Annotated in this window: 28 protein-coding genes; 10 read left to right on the top strand and 18 right to left on the bottom strand. The window is 47.8% G+C overall.

What is annotated here, in order from left to right:
* Window position 1: 1 nt before the first annotated feature.
* Window positions 2-568, bottom strand: a complete 567-nt coding sequence (locus tag QUE61_RS04360; protein ID WP_286307994.1) for a 5'-methylthioadenosine/S-adenosylhomocysteine nucleosidase family protein — start codon at window positions 566-568, stop codon at window positions 2-4.
* 17 nt (window positions 569-585) lie between these two features.
* Between QUE61_RS04360 and QUE61_RS04355 the strand changes: the two genes are divergently transcribed.
* Window positions 586-1,104 (top strand): adenine phosphoribosyltransferase, encoded by a 519-nt coding sequence (locus QUE61_RS04355; RefSeq protein WP_286307991.1) that lies wholly within the window; start codon window positions 586-588, stop codon window positions 1,102-1,104.
* Here the strand turns inward: QUE61_RS04355 and QUE61_RS04350 are convergent, their stop codons facing one another.
* Window positions 1,105-1,773 (bottom strand): RraA family protein, encoded by a 669-nt coding sequence (locus QUE61_RS04350; protein ID WP_286307988.1) that lies wholly within the window; start codon window positions 1,771-1,773, stop codon window positions 1,105-1,107.
* Between the two features lie 78 nt (window positions 1,774-1,851).
* Between QUE61_RS04350 and QUE61_RS04345 the strand changes: the two genes are divergently transcribed.
* On the top strand, window positions 1,852-2,829 hold the full coding sequence (locus QUE61_RS04345; RefSeq protein WP_286307986.1) for a tripartite tricarboxylate transporter substrate binding protein: 978 nt from the start codon (window positions 1,852-1,854) through the stop codon (window positions 2,827-2,829).
* A gap of 5 nt (window positions 2,830-2,834) precedes the next feature.
* Here QUE61_RS04345 and QUE61_RS04340 read toward each other — a convergent pair whose 3' ends face one another.
* The 6 genes from QUE61_RS04340 to QUE61_RS04315 form a co-directional block, all read right to left on the bottom strand.
* Complete coding sequence (locus QUE61_RS04340; protein WP_286307984.1) at window positions 2,835-3,482, bottom strand: DsbA family oxidoreductase; 648 nt, start codon at window positions 3,480-3,482, stop codon at window positions 2,835-2,837.
* Window positions 3,483-3,659: a hypothetical protein gene (locus QUE61_RS04335; protein ID WP_286307983.1), complete on the bottom strand. Its 177-nt coding sequence runs from the start codon at window positions 3,657-3,659 to the stop codon at window positions 3,483-3,485.
* An 80-nt stretch (window positions 3,660-3,739) separates the two neighbouring features.
* A complete protein-coding gene (locus QUE61_RS04330; RefSeq protein WP_286307981.1) occupies window positions 3,740-4,756 on the bottom strand; it encodes a DUF6352 family protein in 1,017 nt (338 codons plus the stop codon).
* A gap of 5 nt (window positions 4,757-4,761) precedes the next feature.
* Window positions 4,762-5,214, bottom strand: a complete 453-nt coding sequence (locus QUE61_RS04325) for a Smr/MutS family protein (protein WP_286307979.1) — start codon at window positions 5,212-5,214, stop codon at window positions 4,762-4,764.
* Between the two features lie 2 nt (window positions 5,215-5,216).
* The gene (locus QUE61_RS04320) at window positions 5,217-5,861 is read right to left on the bottom strand and encodes an LON peptidase substrate-binding domain-containing protein (protein WP_286307977.1); all 645 of its coding nucleotides are present in this window, start codon (window positions 5,859-5,861) and stop codon (window positions 5,217-5,219) included.
* 22 nt (window positions 5,862-5,883) lie between these two features.
* Window positions 5,884-6,150, bottom strand: a complete 267-nt coding sequence (locus QUE61_RS04315; RefSeq protein ID WP_286307975.1) for a hypothetical protein — start codon at window positions 6,148-6,150, stop codon at window positions 5,884-5,886.
* Between the two features lie 45 nt (window positions 6,151-6,195).
* Here QUE61_RS04315 and QUE61_RS04310 point away from each other — a divergent pair, with 45 nt between their 5' ends.
* Window positions 6,196-6,573 carry a carboxymuconolactone decarboxylase family protein gene (locus QUE61_RS04310; protein ID WP_286307973.1) on the top strand — a complete coding sequence of 126 codons (378 nt, stop codon included), beginning with the start codon at window positions 6,196-6,198 and terminating at the stop codon, window positions 6,571-6,573.
* Here QUE61_RS04310 and QUE61_RS04305 read toward each other — a convergent pair.
* On the bottom strand, window positions 6,570-6,998 hold the full coding sequence (locus QUE61_RS04305) for a CBS domain-containing protein (protein ID WP_286307971.1): 429 nt from the start codon (window positions 6,996-6,998) through the stop codon (window positions 6,570-6,572). The two genes, QUE61_RS04310 and QUE61_RS04305, sit on opposite strands and share 4 nt — an antisense overlap.
* An 86-nt stretch (window positions 6,999-7,084) precedes the next feature.
* Between QUE61_RS04305 and QUE61_RS04300 the strand changes: the two genes are divergently transcribed.
* The 3 genes from QUE61_RS04300 to QUE61_RS04290 are packed head-to-tail and all read left to right on the top strand — an operon-like array spanning window position 7,085 to window position 8,341.
* Window positions 7,085-7,495: a gamma-glutamylcyclotransferase family protein gene (locus QUE61_RS04300; RefSeq protein WP_286307969.1), complete on the top strand. Its 411-nt coding sequence runs from the start codon at window positions 7,085-7,087 to the stop codon at window positions 7,493-7,495.
* Window positions 7,496-7,552: 57 nt separating this feature from the next.
* Window positions 7,553-7,936 carry a glycine zipper family protein gene (locus QUE61_RS04295; protein ID WP_286307967.1) on the top strand — a complete coding sequence of 128 codons (384 nt, stop codon included), beginning with the start codon at window positions 7,553-7,555 and terminating at the stop codon, window positions 7,934-7,936.
* Window positions 7,937-7,951: 15 nt separating this feature from the next.
* Complete coding sequence (locus QUE61_RS04290) at window positions 7,952-8,341, top strand: hypothetical protein (RefSeq protein ID WP_286307965.1); 390 nt, start codon at window positions 7,952-7,954, stop codon at window positions 8,339-8,341.
* Here QUE61_RS04290 and QUE61_RS04285 read toward each other — a convergent pair whose 3' ends face one another.
* The 4 genes from QUE61_RS04285 to QUE61_RS04270 form a co-directional block, all read right to left on the bottom strand.
* Window positions 8,342-8,722, bottom strand: a complete 381-nt coding sequence (locus QUE61_RS04285; RefSeq protein ID WP_286307963.1) for a BLUF domain-containing protein — start codon at window positions 8,720-8,722, stop codon at window positions 8,342-8,344.
* Between the two features lie 75 nt (window positions 8,723-8,797).
* Window positions 8,798-8,938: a hypothetical protein gene (locus tag QUE61_RS04280; protein WP_286307961.1), complete on the bottom strand. Its 141-nt coding sequence runs from the start codon at window positions 8,936-8,938 to the stop codon at window positions 8,798-8,800.
* A gap of 17 nt (window positions 8,939-8,955) precedes the next feature.
* Window positions 8,956-9,735: a heme-dependent oxidative N-demethylase subunit alpha family protein gene (locus tag QUE61_RS04275; protein ID WP_286307959.1), complete on the bottom strand. Its 780-nt coding sequence runs from the start codon at window positions 9,733-9,735 to the stop codon at window positions 8,956-8,958.
* Window positions 9,719-10,087, bottom strand: coding sequence for a phage holin family protein (locus tag QUE61_RS04270; RefSeq protein ID WP_286307957.1), 369 nt, complete (start codon window positions 10,085-10,087; stop codon window positions 9,719-9,721). The genes QUE61_RS04275 and QUE61_RS04270 overlap by 17 nt, the downstream gene beginning before the upstream one ends.
* A 46-nt stretch (window positions 10,088-10,133) precedes the next feature.
* On the opposite strand from QUE61_RS04270, the gene QUE61_RS04265 reads away from it, so the two are divergent.
* Both QUE61_RS04265 and QUE61_RS04260 read left to right on the top strand, forming a co-directional pair.
* Window positions 10,134-10,388, top strand: a complete 255-nt coding sequence (locus QUE61_RS04265) for a TIGR02450 family Trp-rich protein (RefSeq protein WP_286307955.1) — start codon at window positions 10,134-10,136, stop codon at window positions 10,386-10,388.
* Window positions 10,379-10,789: a PIN domain-containing protein gene (locus QUE61_RS04260; RefSeq protein ID WP_286307954.1), complete on the top strand. Its 411-nt coding sequence runs from the start codon at window positions 10,379-10,381 to the stop codon at window positions 10,787-10,789. The genes QUE61_RS04265 and QUE61_RS04260 overlap by 10 nt, the downstream gene beginning before the upstream one ends.
* Window positions 10,790-11,078: 289 nt before the next feature.
* On the opposite strand, the gene QUE61_RS04255 is transcribed toward QUE61_RS04260, so the two are convergent.
* Window positions 11,079-11,645 (bottom strand): SRPBCC family protein, encoded by a 567-nt coding sequence (locus QUE61_RS04255; protein WP_286307953.1) that lies wholly within the window; start codon window positions 11,643-11,645, stop codon window positions 11,079-11,081.
* Between the two features lie 12 nt (window positions 11,646-11,657).
* Window positions 11,658-11,963: a hypothetical protein gene (locus tag QUE61_RS04250; protein ID WP_286307951.1), complete on the bottom strand. Its 306-nt coding sequence runs from the start codon at window positions 11,961-11,963 to the stop codon at window positions 11,658-11,660.
* A 67-nt stretch (window positions 11,964-12,030) separates the two neighbouring features.
* Here QUE61_RS04250 and QUE61_RS04245 point away from each other — a divergent pair, with 67 nt between their 5' ends.
* The gene (locus QUE61_RS04245) at window positions 12,031-12,441 is read left to right on the top strand and encodes a PaaI family thioesterase (protein WP_286307949.1); all 411 of its coding nucleotides are present in this window, start codon (window positions 12,031-12,033) and stop codon (window positions 12,439-12,441) included.
* A gap of 2 nt (window positions 12,442-12,443) precedes the next feature.
* Here the strand turns inward: QUE61_RS04245 and QUE61_RS04240 are convergent, their stop codons facing one another.
* Entirely contained in the window at window positions 12,444-12,620 is a 177-nt protein-coding gene (locus QUE61_RS04240) for a hypothetical protein (protein WP_286307947.1), read from the bottom strand.
* A gap of 31 nt (window positions 12,621-12,651) precedes the next feature.
* Complete coding sequence (locus QUE61_RS04235; protein WP_286307945.1) at window positions 12,652-13,242, bottom strand: malonic semialdehyde reductase; 591 nt, start codon at window positions 13,240-13,242, stop codon at window positions 12,652-12,654.
* A 64-nt stretch (window positions 13,243-13,306) separates the two neighbouring features.
* On the opposite strand from QUE61_RS04235, the gene QUE61_RS04230 reads away from it, so the two are divergent.
* Window positions 13,307-14,332, top strand: coding sequence for an isocitrate/isopropylmalate dehydrogenase family protein (locus tag QUE61_RS04230; RefSeq protein WP_286307944.1), 1,026 nt, complete (start codon window positions 13,307-13,309; stop codon window positions 14,330-14,332).
* A 6-nt stretch (window positions 14,333-14,338) separates the two neighbouring features.
* Here the strand turns inward: QUE61_RS04230 and QUE61_RS04225 are convergent, their stop codons facing one another.
* Window positions 14,339-14,866: a superoxide dismutase family protein gene (locus QUE61_RS04225; protein WP_286307941.1), complete on the bottom strand. Its 528-nt coding sequence runs from the start codon at window positions 14,864-14,866 to the stop codon at window positions 14,339-14,341.
* Window positions 14,867-14,908: the final 42 nt, after the last annotated feature.

Below are 14,908 nucleotides of genomic sequence, written 5' to 3'. Positions count from 1 at the left end.
CTCATGATAGTAACTGTTTAAGCTCTTCTAAGAATAACTCTTCCCCATGATTAATTTTTTTGTGCCACTGCTCACCTGCCTGATCATCTGCAGCATCACTAATAAATTTGTACGAGCGCCAAGGGATTTGATACTGATGGGCGATCGCTGCAATGGCAAATAGCTCCATATCGACGACATCGACCTTTTGCTCAATCAGCCAAGGATCCGTGCTAGTAACAAAACTATCCCCGGTGCCACAGGTGTATTTGCCCGACTGAGATAGATACTCGGCGGGTTTGGTGCAAAACGGGGTGATGCCACGCGGTGCCAGGGGCTGGGCATTCATATCGCGCTGAATCACACGTCCGATCGTCACTAACTCACTGAGCTTGGGATTCAATCCCCCGGCGGTTCCGAAGTTGATGATCAAACTCGGTTGATAATGAATAATCGCGCTTTGAGTAACCGTAGCTGCATTGATTTTGCCAATTCCGGTGTACGCCACTGCAATGTTTTTGGGAATGGTAATTGCCTCGAGTTCATTTTTGAGCGCAACTACCAGTAAGATGGATTGTTTAATCGTCATGATTGGATTCTAAACGGATGAAGCTTGAAGACTACTTGCCTGGCATTTTGGACTTTCCAAAGCCTGGGATCGTATTTCGGGACATTGGCCCCCTACTGGCCAATGCGGATGCCTTTGCTCATGCCGTTCAATCGCTGGGTAAGCTAAGCACCGAGTACTCCTTTGACTATATTTTGGGTATTGAGTCCCGCGGCTTTATTTTTGCATCCGCGCTTGCCACTCATCTTCATAAAGGGTTCGTGATGGTCCGTAAGCCCAACAAATTACCGCCCGATATCCATCAAGAGTCCTATGGCTTGGAGTACGGTTCAGATACTCTTGAGATCAGTCAACGTATTTTGCAGCCTGGCGCATCTGTGCTGATTGTTGATGACGTCTTGGCGACTGGTGGCACCATTGCCGCAGCTGCACGCCTTGTTCAGAAAACCGGGGCACAAGTTGCTGCAGCGGTCTGCGTTCTTGAGATTGCTGGTTTGAGTGGTTCTCAGGTTTTAAACCAAGCAGGGATTGCTAATCGGTGTGTGATCACTCTGTAATTAGAGCTTGACCCCTTTTTTGATGAGCAGCTCATCAACCCATGGGGTCGCATAGGTCCCGGATTCAATCGTTTTGAGGATCTCTTGTTCTTGTTTGATCTTTTCTTGCCCGAGGCGCGCCGCTTCTGCAGCAAGCGCTGGGGGAATAGCGATGACACCGTCGCGATCGCCCAACATGATGTCTCCAGGGTTCACGATCATCCCGCCAATGGAGACCGGTACATTGATTGCCCCTGGTCCATCTTTCATGGGGCCTCGTAAACTAATACCACGAGCCCAACATGGGAAGGCCATCTCTTCGAGCGCATCGACATCGCGCACTGCACCATCAACCACGATACCCACTACACCCCGACTTTTGGCAACCCGCGTCAAGATCTCACCAATGACCGCGCAACCGGTATCACCCTCAGCGTCAATCACCATCACATCCCCTGGGCGCACCATTTGTAATGCTTTGTGAACCATGAGGTTATCTGCAGTGTGTACTTTGATGGTGAAGGCATTACCGCAAACCGACATTGGTGCGCGATGAACCGGCAGAATATCTTTGGCAACTAGTGTGCGTCCCAACATATCGCTTATTACGGTGGATGGCATACCGCGCAGCGCATGAATGCCTAGGTCTGCGGGCTCTTTTCTGGGAAATATTTGGATAGGATTCATCATAGTGTAGCTTCATTGTATTGCCGTTTTGCATCATTTCAAATCCAGTATGATGGATACATTCTACTTTTTGGAGATGCTATGGCTTCCCTGATTCGAATCCTTACTACTCTATTGATTGCCGTTGGTTTTGCTGCCCCCACCATGGCACAAAGTGACCTTGGTAATTGGCCAACGCAACGTCCCATCAAGATGATTGCCGTCTTTCCTCCGGGTGGCTCTGTGGATCAAGTGGCCCGCATACTGGCCCCCGTCTTACAAGCAGAACTCAAACAGAATATTGTGGTTGAAAACATTGGTGGCGCCTCGGGGGTCATTGGTACAACCGCCGTAGCACGAGCACCGGCAGACGGCTATACCTTTGGTCTAGTGTTTGATACCCATGGTGTTAATCCATCCCTTAAAGACAATTTGCCGTATGACACGCTTCGGGATTTAGTGACTGTCAATCTGGTTGGGACCTCACCCATGGTTTTGGCTGCCAGTAAGAAGTCTGGAATTACAAGCATGAAACAGCTCATGGCTGAATCGAAGGCGAAGAAGCCATTTACGTATGGATCCATTGGTATTGGTAGCTTGGGGCATTTGGCGATTGCCGACTTTGCCAAGAAAACCGGGGTTGATTGGGTGCATGCCCCCTATCGCGGTGGCGGCCCAATGGTGCAAGATGGGCTTGCTGGCCAAATCCCTCTGGTGGTTGGCAGTATGTTCCTTATCAAGCCACATGCCGATAACGGTGGATTAATTCCGTTGGCGGTAACAACAGCAAAGCGGACTGCCGATATGCCAAACGTTCCCACCTTAGCTGAAAGTGGCTATCCAGGATTTGAGGCTCCAGCCTGGTGGGCAGTGATTGCTCCGGCAAAAACACCGCCAGCCATTGTGAATGCGATGTATAAGGCAGTCGATAAAGCGCTCAAAACTCCAGCGGTTGCCGAGAAGCTAAAAACTCAAGGAATCCAAATTCTTAGTCTGAATCCCGACTCTGCAAACGCTTTTGTAACAAAACAAATTGGAGTCTGGGGTAAGTTTGTGATCCAAAACAATATTAAGGAATAACGCGTTTAGTGTGCGTACTCGAGGATGGCTTGCGCAAACACCTCGGGTGCTTGCGCCCCTGAAATCAGATGGCGTTGATTAAAGATCACTGCCGGTACTGAGCTAATCCCCAGTTGGCCATATTGCTGCTCGATGTCTCGCACTGCCTGAGTAAATTCATCACTCGCGATCACAGCTTGCGCCCGAGAGACTGGTAGGTTTGCGCGTACTACTGCGTCTAGTAGATGTTGGGGCTCATCCATACTGACCGCCAAGGTAAAGTAGGTATGAAACAGAGCTTTCTTTAACCGCAATTGCGCGGCTGCATCAAATTCTTCGCTCGCCCAATGCAAGAGGCGATGGCCATTGAAGGTGTTATAGACTCGTTTGCGTCCTTCTGGATGAAAGGTAAATCCGATGTCTGCAGCACGTTGATAAATTCGTTCTTGATTGATCTTAACTTGCGAAATTGGGTTACCGTATTTTTCTGAAAGATACTCAAATACATCCCGTCCGCCCAGGGGCATCTGCGGGTTTAATTCAAAGGGCTGAGTATGAATCTCTACGGATACTTGATCGGACACTTGGTCGACTGCCCGCTCTAGGGCAGTTAGACCAATTGCACACCATGGACAGGCGATATCCGATACAAAGTCAATACGGACTGATTTCAATTATTCCCAACCGCCACCTAAGATGGCATGTTTTTTATATTCCACCCGGGACTCTTCCCAGGCCTTACCAATCATACGCAATGTTTTGAGGATTACAGCGATAGTATCTGGGCTTGATCCAGCGGTGTGTCCAATGGAACTTCCAGCTAAGGTTGGTTTAATGGTATTGGTTGTCATTGTCTTCTCCTAAGGGTTTATACCTAATAGTATACCCTAAATCTTGCTGCATTGCACAAGAGACAAAAAGAGAAAAATGCTTAAGAAACAGGACTTAAGGGAAGGTTAAAGAGCAGATTCTGGGGCTTAAGCTTAATCTGCGACTGATCGTTCATCGCCAGACCCAAATACACAGGCTTGCCACGAACCTGGCTAAGCACTGGGCTCGTGTCCTTAAATTCCAGCCTAAAGAGGCAAATTAAGCGGTTGAGAACGGACTCATCGAGACTTTGCTCTTGGTATAGCCCATTGAGAATCTCGGTCGCAGCGGCATCCAAGCCAACATGCCATACCCATTTAGAGTCAGAGATCTCCTTCATCGGGGTAATTGTTGTATCGATCCCCAAAAAATGCTTGATCCATTTTTCAAGAAGACGCGCTAAGGCGGGTAATGCCGGTTGATCAAAATTGAGCTGAACTGCAAAGTCATAGAGCTCGTCACGGCCCCAATAGGCTTTGGCATTATCAGGGTGCAACACATCTAAATCGATGGTGCGCGCCGCTAACGATTGACTCTTCAGAAGATCAACAATATTGCCAAAGTCCGAAGCCTGTGCATTTCGCTCAATGGTCTCATGATCAGCCGCCATCAACACACCACTCTCCAAAATACTGACCTTTTGGGTGCGAAAGAAGAACTCTGCCATTCTTAGCTCATAAGGGTCTGGGTCCTCACCTAATATATGCCGAAGGAAAATTTGGGTGAGCTGACTCACAAATAAAGGTGGTACGTCCACACCCTTTCCTTGGAACAAACTCATATAAAAATGCTCGAGGGAACTTGCGGCCAACAACTTACTCCGATACCGAAACCAAATCTCATAGTTAGCCTGCACGTCGGTATCGGCGATTTTCTGAATCTCGGTTTGGCTAATTTCTTCGCGGGGCGAATTCAATAGGCGCTGATGAATAGCGCGCTCCTGGGTGCAAGACTGGGGAATTAGACTCAGCTCGGGGCGCGCAAGATAGGTTCTAAGAAAATCATCGGTCACCACGAGATGGCGATCCGCATTCACTTTCAATGTATCAAAACCGCTGGTGGACCAATAATTAGGCATCGCTCTTAGGGCTGTGAGTGCATCATTAATAAGGTGATTCCGGCATTACCCTCTTTGAACAATTTGAAGTGCTTCTTGAGTCCAGGGCGTCGTTTGATGACGTCCCGGTACAAATCAGATTGATGCCTGAGATCTTCACCGTGATAATACTCGCTCACGCGGTCGGCAAAATAATTGTGCTCCAGGGCTTCACGAACCTTTTTACGAATATTCCCACCTTTGCCGCTTGAGCCATACCCATGAATCACCACCAAGGCCCGAATTTGCGCCTCGCTAGCAGCCCGAATGTAATGCGTTAGTTGGTCAAGAGCCTCATCGCTCGTGGGGCTATCCAGCTCTAGGTTAATGACATCCGTATCGGAGTGTGCAAGCGGTGCAATCGCGGTATTACAAAATGGGCACTCGCCAGTGACGGGACGGGCGTTCCCACAAACTGAACATTCATAGGAATAATTCATGGTTACTTGACAGCTTTGTAGACGCCCATCTCTTCTAGCAGCTCATGAATCAGATCCAGCCGCAAACGAGGACTCTCCTGCTCTAGGAAAAATTGCTTCTGACCGGGGCTTAATTGCAAGAGCTCGCACCAACGATTGGCAACCCAGCCGCATTCGTTAAAGCGATAGGGTTTACTGAAGGGTAGCTCTTTCCCAAGAGCTGCACCCTGCTCTTTAAAAGACTGAATCACCTTACCCAATACCGTGGAGGCAATTTTTAGATCCTCTGGGACCTCCATGAAGGAATCGTCTTCGATGAAATCAACCTCGGAGACAATCAAGCCATTGCGCTTGGTTTCGCTAGTTTTGACACGAAAACGTTGCTCCCCCTGGCATTGAATCATGAATAGACTAGGTTGTACCGGGTCAAATTCTTTAATCCGGGCAAAGGTTCCCACCGGATTGAAGCCAACCTCTTGACCCGGCATGCGCACCTCATTCCCACTGTTTAGAGTGACCACACCAAAGCCGGAACCTTCACGCACGCACTGTTTGACCATATCGAGATAACGTACTTCAAAGATTTTGAGGAGCATGACGCCATCGGGAAATAAAGTGGTTCCCAATGGAAATAGCGGAATGGTTTGGGTATGGGTATGAATCGACATTAGATTAGGTGGCTAGGTATGACTAGCGTAGACATTGGTAAATATAAATCATTGGAAATTTGTCATTATGGGTGGTGCGCGCCTCTGAAATTCGGGCAACGGATTTTCCATTCTTTTTGCACTCTTTACTTGCTAGCTCTTGCGCCTCGATCTCTTTAGCACCTTTCACTGCCTGCACCCCAATCATGCCGTCGGAACGTTGAACTACACGAAAGCCACTCTCTGGGGTTCCGCAAGCAGAGAGGCCCAAAGCTATGATCAAAATTCCGTGAATCCAACGTGTATTCATGCGTATAACTATACTGCTGTTTAGTCAATCAATGAGGAGACAGCCATGAATCGTGATGCTTTTGAAAAGGGATTAAAAACCCGTCGTGAGGTGCTCGGCGCCGAGTATGTGGATCAATCGATTCGCAATGCCGATGCGTTTAACTTACCGCTCCAAGAGTTAGTGACCGAATACTGCTGGAATGAAATCTGGAATCGGCCTGGCCTCGATCGGAAAACCCGCAGTATTGTTAATTTAGCGATGCTCACCGCACTCAATCGCCCCCACGAACTCAAACTGCATGTGAAGGGGGCAATCAATAATGGCTTAAGCAAGGATGAGATTGCCGAGATATTTTTGCAATCAGCAATTTATTGCGGCGTGCCTGCAGCGATTGATAGTTTTCGTACTGCCAAGGACGTTTTTAAAGAAATGGGCCTTTAAGAATTAATATACGCTTCAAGTTGTGCAATCGTAGCAGCCTGCTCTGCAAGTGCAGCTTTGAGCAAATCCCCAATCGATAACATACCAATTAAGCGGCTACCATCTAATACCGGCAGATGGCGGATGCGTTTTTCCGTCACGAGCTCCATGCAGTAATCCAAGCTGTCCTCAGGCTTGACCGTAATTAGTTTGGTGCTCATCACATCTCGCACCAAGGTATTTTGTGAGCTTTTGCCCTGCAGGACTAATTTTCGGGCGTAATCGCGCTCAGTAAAAATTCCGACGAGGTTGCCAAACTCAATCACTAGAAGTGAGCCTATGTCTTTCTCTAGCATGAGTTTTAGGGCATCAAACACATGCACATTTGGAGTAATAGTTTCGATTCGGTGATTTTTTCCTGCGAGCAACTGACTAACGGTTTTCATCTTGATGCACCTTCTTCATCGATTAAGATTTTGATTGTGAATAGGCTTTTTGCTTCCTCCTATTAGGGTTTTCATGTAAAACCATCATGAGCACTGATTTACTGTTTGTCTATGGGACCTTGATGCGCCCTTTTGACCATCCCAATGCCATGCAATTTCATAAGGGGGCCGAGTATTTGGGTGCGGCGCAGATGCCTGGTCTGCTCTATCGAATATCCTGGTATCCTGGCGCCACGGATCGGCCCAGCGAATCAATCCAGTTTTTAGATCGTTGGGTTCATGGGGAATTATGGCGCCTAAATGACATGCAATTACTGGATGCGATTGATCAGTATGAAGAGTGTTCCCCCAACGACCCTAGCCCTCATGAATATAAGCGCGTGTTGCGCCACATCCAGCTCATTGGAGCATCTGAATGGCAGATCGCCTGGGTTTATCTCTATCAACGGGATCCGCAGGATTTAGGGCGCATTGAAGATGGTCGATTTAAAGATTGATACGCAAGCCTTGACGATCCCCATCGCCTTTGATTTAATGATTTAGGAGGAAATTACTTGAAACTTCATCAGCCAACCAAGCTCTATCTCGTACCCCTAACAGCATTACTACTAGCCGCTTGTGCTGGTGCCGATGTGCGTCCGATTGTGGATATGAAAGGTGTCAATGAGGCACGCTATGAGAAAGATCTCGCTGAATGCCAAAACTATGCCAAAGAAGCAAATGGCATGGGTGGGACGGCTGCCAAAGGTGCGGGCGCAGGCGCGGTTGTCGGTGGCTTATTAGGGTTGGTTACTGGTGGCAATACCACGGGAATTGTTCAGGCTGCTGGAGCTGGTGCGGTGATCGGGGCTGCGGGTGGAGCCTATCAAGGGAACGAATCGCAAGAGGCCATCGTCAAAAAATGCCTCGTGGGACGCGGCTACAAGGTTCTCAATTGATCTAATTTTTGCATCATGAAGAAGCGCTTCATTAACCCTTTATTGTGCGTAGTGCTACTTCTATCAAGCCCCTTATTGCAGGCAAGTTGGTTTGACCGTAACGATGATCCAGTCGATTTAATTATGAATCAAAAGGATTGCATCTATATGAAGACCTACCGCGGCAAACTGGTTAAGGGTGACTTCATTCGACCCGACCGTTGGACGGGCTCTAAATTTAGTATTGGTGAGCCGACCATTATTGCAAGCTTAAAACGGATTGACAGTAAGACCGCACTCTTTACCAATGTTAATAATATTGGTGATGGCAAAGGAGTAAAGGTTTACGTATTAAAGACCGATCAGTATGTGCAGGCAAGCTTGCAAGATGGATACCCCATCATGCAATGTGAGTTACAAAAATAATTAGAGCTTGAGGTCGGGGTTGGCGGAAGTAATTTCTTCTTGACCACACAAACGCATTGACCAGTTAGCAAAACGCCTAGAATTAATACGTTTCATGCCGAGCGATACCACATTCGAATGGCGGGGATCTCGCTGGATAACCTCCCATAGCAATTCCACATCCTTAGGCTTGCCCTCCAATATCTGACCAAAGCGACCATTGTCAAAGGATAAAACGCCCGTGATGTTTAAGCTCTTATTGCGACGCGATGCCTTATCAACTAACTGCATCAATGCCAGAATGCCAAACTCTTCGGTCGCATCGCTCACATAAGACAAACTGACCAAATCGAGTTCGGTATAGTTCTCTTCAGGAAAGTATTTAGTGGCTGGTTTTGGCACAGTAAGTTCATCTTAGTGTAATTCTAATTTTTAGCAAGTATTTGTGGCGGTGTCTATCGATGCACTGCAATATGCTCAGGACTTTTCCTCTTCCCTCTTTTTTTGATCCTTCTCGCGTTCTCTCTTGAGATCGCGCAATTGCCACCATGCAAAGAGCAGTACCCCGCCAAATACGAGGATGACCTCAATCAAAATAATCGGTCCAAAATTATCCATGGCACAACCTTATTTCATCACTCATTCTGAAGCAGTAAGGCTTTAATCGAGTACAAATTTTTGTATTCCAATACTGCCTCGCTCATGGATTGAATACTCGCACAGATTTGGGCGCGTTGCTCTGGGTTTTGCCAAAACACCATCAACGGGCAAACCTCAACCTTCACAAGAAATAGACTGGCTCGTCCCTGAGAAGCAGTGATTGGCATGGTGGTTTGGGTCTCTAGGCGGTAATACAAATCCTCAACCCTTGTTGGGATGGCATTTGATTTTCGGGATGGATGCTGACTTAGCTCGGGACTATTGCTAATCGTCCAGACATGGCGACGAAAAGATCCTTGCTGGGGATCACTCATGACATGGGCGATCTTTGGGCTAGCCTGTACCAGGCGCTCTCCATCCGCTACCGGATGATGAATTTGTGCGAGGGCCATACCAAGCCGTTTAGTAGGTACCCAACTACTGGGAAAGCAAAAGCAGATGGCCGTGAGGATATCGTTTTCTAAGAGAGCTACATCTTCATTGAGGCACAAAGCTAAATCCTCAATCTTCCGAATAGTTCTGGCTTCTGGCAAATTGAGAGCGTGTGCCGCTTTGGTAATCAGTTCCCGCGTTTGCTCGGCGTCCTGCTGGGCACATAACTCTGACCCAAGAAGAGCAAGCTCATGGTTCTTAGCTTCTAAATAACGAGGGTCCGGATGAGCATCAATTAATGAGCCCGCATACCGACTCATCTTTGGCGAGGTGGTATAGGGCACCTCAACTACGAAGGCAGGATGGTTAGCGGATGCGCTCAATTTTGATGCGATGAATGCTAAACAATGAGCCGATGATGGCGTTCAGAATGGCGATAAAGATACTGGCAAAGAAGGCAGTCCAAAATCCGGAGAGGACAAAGCCATTCACCACCTGAGCGACTAGCATGAGTACCAAGGCATTAATCACTAATAAGAAGAATCCAAGACTAAGAATGGTAAGCGGTAAGGTAAACAGGATCAATAAGGGGCGAACGATGGCATTGGCAAGGCCCAAGACCAGAGCAGAAATAATCAAAGCTCCAGAATCGTTAAATTGCAAGCCATCAAATACATAGGTCGCCGCCCATAGGGATAAGGACGTTATTGCCCAGGTCAGCATGAATAAGGTCATGGTTTTCTCTTTATAGGAATGATTAGAATCGAGTATAAGGATAAACATGGTCTTACCAGATAAGTCACAAAAGCGCCCTCTCTCGAATAAAAAATTATTACTCACGAAGTGGACGGCAATTAAGCCCCAACATCGAGAGAAACATTTTCTGGTGAGCCGGGTGCATGATCCGCTATTGCCGAACGACCAAACAATTCCAAAAAACTATGTCGAGCTCGAGGCAGTTTTAACCAAGCGGCGCTATCTTCTGATCTGGACAGAACTAAAGGATTTATCGCGTTGGCTACAGGGATGGCAATAAAAACTCTAATTCTGGACACCAATATCGTGCTTGATCTCCTGGTATTTCAAGATCCACGAGCCAATTGGATTCGGGATGGGACTGCTCAGGGGCAGTTTGAGCTTATTTACAGCTCCGAAACGCTCCTTGAGCTCACCGATGTCATCGCCCGTCCACAATTTGCTCAAAGTTCATACGATCAATCAACTGTGCTGAGTTCTTGGACTCAGATGGCGATTCATAAACCCACGCCACCCCGCTGTTCATTTCGTTGCGATGATCCAGATGACCAAGCCTTCATTGATTTGGCTTACCACTACCGTCCCAGTCAGTTACTCAGCAAGGATCGAAAAATTTTACAGATGCAACGCATCTTAAGTTCACATGGTGTACAGATCCTTACATATGCCGATTTCTATTGAGCATTAATTGTTACATTGCAATAAGTCTGCAAAAACATTGGCTTATACCGATTTGCTTCAATCAATTATTGATAAATAAATTTCATGATTACTTTGCTTGACAGTGCTTCGTACCAATCCTAAGATGAAGTCGTGGTGTCGCAGTCATTGTGTGACCCGCCTGGTAGCAGTACCAGTCTTAGTGGGTACATTCCTGTGCCCCTCTCAATACGGGACAGCAAACTCCCGTAGCGACGATAACCACTCAGAAGAGTGGTACGGCCCGGCGGCATACCCGTCGGGCTTTTTGTTAAGGGCAGCTTAGTTTTAGTGTTGCGGCGCGCTGATTCGCGTTCTCTGCCATCATTTCAAAGCGCTTACTCATTTGGTTCTTAATAAAGTATTCAACAATAAAATTTGGCACGATGGAATCGAGCTCGACATTTGCTCGAAACTGGAGGCGGCTTGCATTTCCTTCAGGCTCGATTCGCCACGTTCCTTGATACAACTTAGCGTCACCACTAATTTGTTCAAAGTCGATGATTTGATCTGAAAGCTCCTTGTACTGCACGGTGGAGCGTAACTCAATGGGGATTAAGAGAATTCGGTCCTCCACCACTCGCTCTACGATCACTTGGTTTCCGCTTCTTCTCAGAATCTTTGATTCTTTAATTCCGGGTATCGATTTCGCGCCCTCATAGTCCTTGAGGTATAGCAAAGCCTGACATGGACTCAAGGTAACTTTGTAATTGGCAATGATCTGAAATCGATCCCCCTTGGGGTAGACCTGAAGATTGAGATCATAAGGATTGGATGAGGCCCATACCAAAGAATAAGATGCCCAAAGCAAAACACTGCAAAGCGAACGAAACAACATCAATAATGCGAATTAATTAAATGGGATCGTGATTAATCCCTCACGGGGGTTCATGGGTTGCACTGAATTGTCCTCTAAAGACTTCGCCTCTGCTTCACCTCGGGTGTCGCTTTGATAGCTGGGACCCACAATGATGCCTTGCGGTGCGGTCTCTGGTGGCAATGGCTTAGGTTTACCCATGACACCTTGTTGGGGCACTAAGGGTTGCTCATTGATGGCCTTCAGTTCATTGGGCTGGAGCGGTGATACCTGCGCAAGTGCTAGGTTAGCGGTCGCGGCTGATATCAGAAAACTGGAGAGAGAAATAGAAATACGCATCCCTGTATTAAACCACTCTTTGGGCTCGCCTAAAATGATTGATCCAATCAATTAGGATTCACTTTGTATGTCAGCTACCCGAGACCAAATCGCCGCCTTCTTGAAGAAAGATTTTCCGCAAACCAAGTGTCAGATCAAGGAAGTGGGTGATCGTACAGCATTGGTTATCCATCCGGTGGGTCAGGATGAGCTACGCCCAGGTGGGACGGTTTCAGGTCCAACCATGATGGCACTTGCTGATGTTGCAGTCTATGTGGCGATTCTTGGTGAGATCGGTATCGTGCCACTCACCGTCACTACTAGCTTGAATATTAATTTCTTACGACGGCCAAAGCCCAGCCCTGAAATCCGTGCTCAGTCTCGACTGCTGAAGCTGGGCAAGAGCCTAGTGGTTGGAGAGGTCTTCATTTACTCAGGAACTGACCCCGATCCAATCGCCCATGCCACGGCGACCTACTCGATACCCCCGCAATCCTGAACTTATTCTTTGCGTTTGAAGATGCCAATCACAGTGGCCAAGATCTTTGGTGAAAGTGACAAGGCAAACAGGATATCCACAATAAAGAACCATGATCCACGGCTTAGCTCAATGATCGCGAGGATCACAAAGATCGCCATCATCACGCGGCGCAGTGTATCGCTTGGAAAATAGCCCATGGTTCTTCCTTTTGTTAAATGAGTTCTCAGTTTAGAGGATCTGGGCAACATCCCCAAAGGCTAAACGTGGACCTCGTGGATAGATCCCGCTCGGATTTGCAATACCAATATTCATCAAGAAATTTGCGTGATAGCGACCATCTGGAAAGAATGCTTGGTTTACTTTAGTAGGATCAAACCCTGACATCGGCCCACAATCCCAACCCAAACTACGTGCAGCTAATAGTAAGTAAGCGCCCTGTAAGGAGCTATTCCGTAAAGCAGCCACTTCGGTCGCTGCTGGCTTTCCTTCAAAGAAGGGTTTGGCGTCCATGGCCGGATATAGACTTGGTAAGTGCTCATAAAATTGCGTGTCGTAAGCAATAATCACGGTGACCGATGCGCTTTTCACTTGTGCAACGTTTCCTGGGCTCAACGCAGGCAATAAGCGCTCTTTTGCTGCTTCACTGCGCACAAAGACATAGCGTGCAGGCTGTGCATTAAACGCGGTCGGCCCCCACTTCATCAGCTCATACAACTGGCTAATTTGTTCGTCACTGATGGGGTGTGATTCAAAGGCATGTACGGTTCTTGCTTGAGTAAAGAGTTGCTCTTGGATGTTGGTTGGTATTGGATTGGTCATTTTGTCGAGTGCTCGCTCAAAGGATCTAAAATAAAGAATTCTGATCATAATCTAAGCACCCATCATGAGTTCATCGAAGCCCTTGACCGCTACCCTCATCCCCGGAGACGGAATTGGCCCTGAGATCGTCGAGTCGACCATCCAGATCTTTGAAACCCTAGGCAGCCCATTTGCCTGGGACGTTCAGCAAGCCGGGGTTGCAGGTGTTGAGGCACTGGGTGATCCCTTGCCCGCTCAAACTCTGGAAAGTATTCGTCAGAATCATCTGGCCTTAAAGGGGCCTCTCACCACGCCTGTTGGTGGCGGCTTTCGTTCCTCCAATGTTCGCTTGCGTGAGGAGTTTGAGTTGTATGCCAATGTGCGCCCTGCGAAAACGATGATCCCTGGTCGCTATGAAGACATCGATATCGTGTTGATTCGGGAGAACTTGGGTGGTTTCTATGTAGCCCATGAGTACTTAATTCCGGTGGGTGACAATCCCAAAGCCGTAGCCGTCTCAACCGGCATGAACACCTATGAAGGTAGTAAACGAATTGCGCGCTTTGCCTTTGAGTATGCCCTCAAGAATGGTCGCAAGAAGATTACCGTTGTACATAAAGCCAATATTCTGAAGCTTCTCACTGGCGTCTTTTTGGATGCCGCACGGGATGTATCGAAAGAGTATGAAGGTCGGGTTGAGATCGAAGACATGATTGTGGATGCCTGCGCCATGCAGCTGGTCATGAATCCCTGGCGTTTTGACATGCTGCTATGTACCAATCTCTTTGGCGACATTTTGTCGGATCAGATTGCAGGCTTGGTTGGTGGTCTTGGAATGGCACCGGGGGGAAATATTGGTACCAACACTGCGATTTTTGAGGCTGTGCACGGCTCGGCTCCCGATATTGCTGGCAAAGGGATTGCTAATCCGATCTCCATTCTGTTGGCATCGGCCATGATGCTCGATCATGTGGGTAAACAGGATTTAGCAACGCGTTTACGCACTGCCATTATCGATACACTCAATGTTGACCAGATCCGCACTGGGGATCTTAAAGGTACAGCAAGTACCAAGCAGTTCACAGACGCCGTCTGTAAACGCTTGGTCTAAATTGATTTAAGTACTACGAATCAAGCCACAAGCAAGTCTAGGGCCTGAGTTACCCGCGGGTTGTGATTTGTAGTCATCCGGATCGCGATGGATCACGACTGAGCGGCCAACGATTCCGGCAGGACCAGTGTTCACTGTAATACCATGAACTTTCGCTGAGTAATTTGCGTTGCCATTGGCATCAGCCTTGAGATTTGGCAAATCACCAGAATGGCTGTGTGAGCTTCCGGGAGATCCATGGGCCTTTCCATCGGGATTAAAGTGCCCCGCAGCACTCATCGCATCTGGCGCAGAACAATCACCCTTCTCATGGACATGAAAACCATGTTCGGAGTTTGGCTTGAGTCCACTAACCCGAGCGGTCACCATGACATCGCTACCTTGCCATACAAATTGCACATCACCTTTCACACTGGAGCCCGATCGCGACTCTAAGTTCGCGCTTGCTTTTTGTCCTGAGCCCCCACCCATGGGGTTACATCCGGCAACGAGACCAGCAACGGATAGTGCGGCCAAGATTTTTATGGTGTTCATGATCGTCTCCTTATGGTGTCGATTATTCACTCTACGCCTTAA

It is taken from the genome of Polynucleobacter sp. HIN5 (assembly GCF_030297555.1).
Classification (GTDB): Bacteria; Pseudomonadota; Gammaproteobacteria; order Burkholderiales; family Burkholderiaceae; genus Polynucleobacter.
This window is presented reverse-complemented; position numbering and strand designations above follow the sequence as displayed.

Excerpts from the sequence above, each read along its gene's own strand:
- QUE61_RS04355 (WP_286307991.1), top strand. The coding sequence starts at position 586 with ATGAAGCTTGAAGACTACTTGCCTGGCATTTTGGACTTTCCAAAGCCT.
- QUE61_RS04345 (WP_286307986.1), top strand. The coding sequence starts at position 1,852 with ATGGCTTCCCTGATTCGAATCCTTACTACTCTATTGATTGCCGTTGGT.
- QUE61_RS04330 (WP_286307981.1), bottom strand. The coding sequence starts at position 4,756 with ATGCCTAATTATTGGTCCACCAGCGGTTTTGATACATTGAAAGTGAAT.
- QUE61_RS04305 (WP_286307971.1), bottom strand. The coding sequence starts at position 6,998 with ATGAAAACCGTTAGTCAGTTGCTCGCAGGAAAAAATCACCGAATCGAA.
- QUE61_RS04360 (WP_286307994.1), bottom strand. The coding sequence starts at position 568 with ATGACGATTAAACAATCCATCTTACTGGTAGTTGCGCTCAAAAATGAA.
- QUE61_RS04335 (WP_286307983.1), bottom strand. The coding sequence starts at position 3,659 with ATGACAACCAATACCATTAAACCAACCTTAGCTGGAAGTTCCATTGGA.
- QUE61_RS04300 (WP_286307969.1), top strand. The coding sequence starts at position 7,085 with ATGAGCACTGATTTACTGTTTGTCTATGGGACCTTGATGCGCCCTTTT.
- QUE61_RS04255 (WP_286307953.1), bottom strand. The coding sequence starts at position 11,645 with ATGTTGTTTCGTTCGCTTTGCAGTGTTTTGCTTTGGGCATCTTATTCT.
- QUE61_RS04270 (WP_286307957.1), bottom strand. The coding sequence starts at position 10,087 with ATGACCTTATTCATGCTGACCTGGGCAATAACGTCCTTATCCCTATGG.
- QUE61_RS04350 (WP_286307988.1), bottom strand. The coding sequence starts at position 1,773 with ATGATGAATCCTATCCAAATATTTCCCAGAAAAGAGCCCGCAGACCTA.
- QUE61_RS04315 (WP_286307975.1), bottom strand. The coding sequence starts at position 6,150 with ATGAATACACGTTGGATTCACGGAATTTTGATCATAGCTTTGGGCCTC.
- QUE61_RS04325 (WP_286307979.1), bottom strand. The coding sequence starts at position 5,214 with ATGAATTATTCCTATGAATGTTCAGTTTGTGGGAACGCCCGTCCCGTC.
- QUE61_RS04235 (WP_286307945.1), bottom strand. The coding sequence starts at position 13,242 with ATGACCAATCCAATACCAACCAACATCCAAGAGCAACTCTTTACTCAA.
- QUE61_RS04240 (WP_286307947.1), bottom strand. The coding sequence starts at position 12,620 with ATGGGCTATTTTCCAAGCGATACACTGCGCCGCGTGATGATGGCGATC.
- QUE61_RS04280 (WP_286307961.1), bottom strand. The coding sequence starts at position 8,938 with ATGGATAATTTTGGACCGATTATTTTGATTGAGGTCATCCTCGTATTT.
- QUE61_RS04290 (WP_286307965.1), top strand. The coding sequence starts at position 7,952 with ATGAAGAAGCGCTTCATTAACCCTTTATTGTGCGTAGTGCTACTTCTA.
- QUE61_RS04245 (WP_286307949.1), top strand. The coding sequence starts at position 12,031 with ATGTCAGCTACCCGAGACCAAATCGCCGCCTTCTTGAAGAAAGATTTT.
- QUE61_RS04265 (WP_286307955.1), top strand. The coding sequence starts at position 10,134 with ATGGTCTTACCAGATAAGTCACAAAAGCGCCCTCTCTCGAATAAAAAA.
- QUE61_RS04320 (WP_286307977.1), bottom strand. The coding sequence starts at position 5,861 with ATGTCGATTCATACCCATACCCAAACCATTCCGCTATTTCCATTGGGA.
- QUE61_RS04250 (WP_286307951.1), bottom strand. The coding sequence starts at position 11,963 with ATGCGTATTTCTATTTCTCTCTCCAGTTTTCTGATATCAGCCGCGACC.
- QUE61_RS04260 (WP_286307954.1), top strand. The coding sequence starts at position 10,379 with ATGGCAATAAAAACTCTAATTCTGGACACCAATATCGTGCTTGATCTC.
- QUE61_RS04225 (WP_286307941.1), bottom strand. The coding sequence starts at position 14,866 with ATGAACACCATAAAAATCTTGGCCGCACTATCCGTTGCTGGTCTCGTT.
- QUE61_RS04230 (WP_286307944.1), top strand. The coding sequence starts at position 13,307 with ATGAGTTCATCGAAGCCCTTGACCGCTACCCTCATCCCCGGAGACGGA.
- QUE61_RS04310 (WP_286307973.1), top strand. The coding sequence starts at position 6,196 with ATGAATCGTGATGCTTTTGAAAAGGGATTAAAAACCCGTCGTGAGGTG.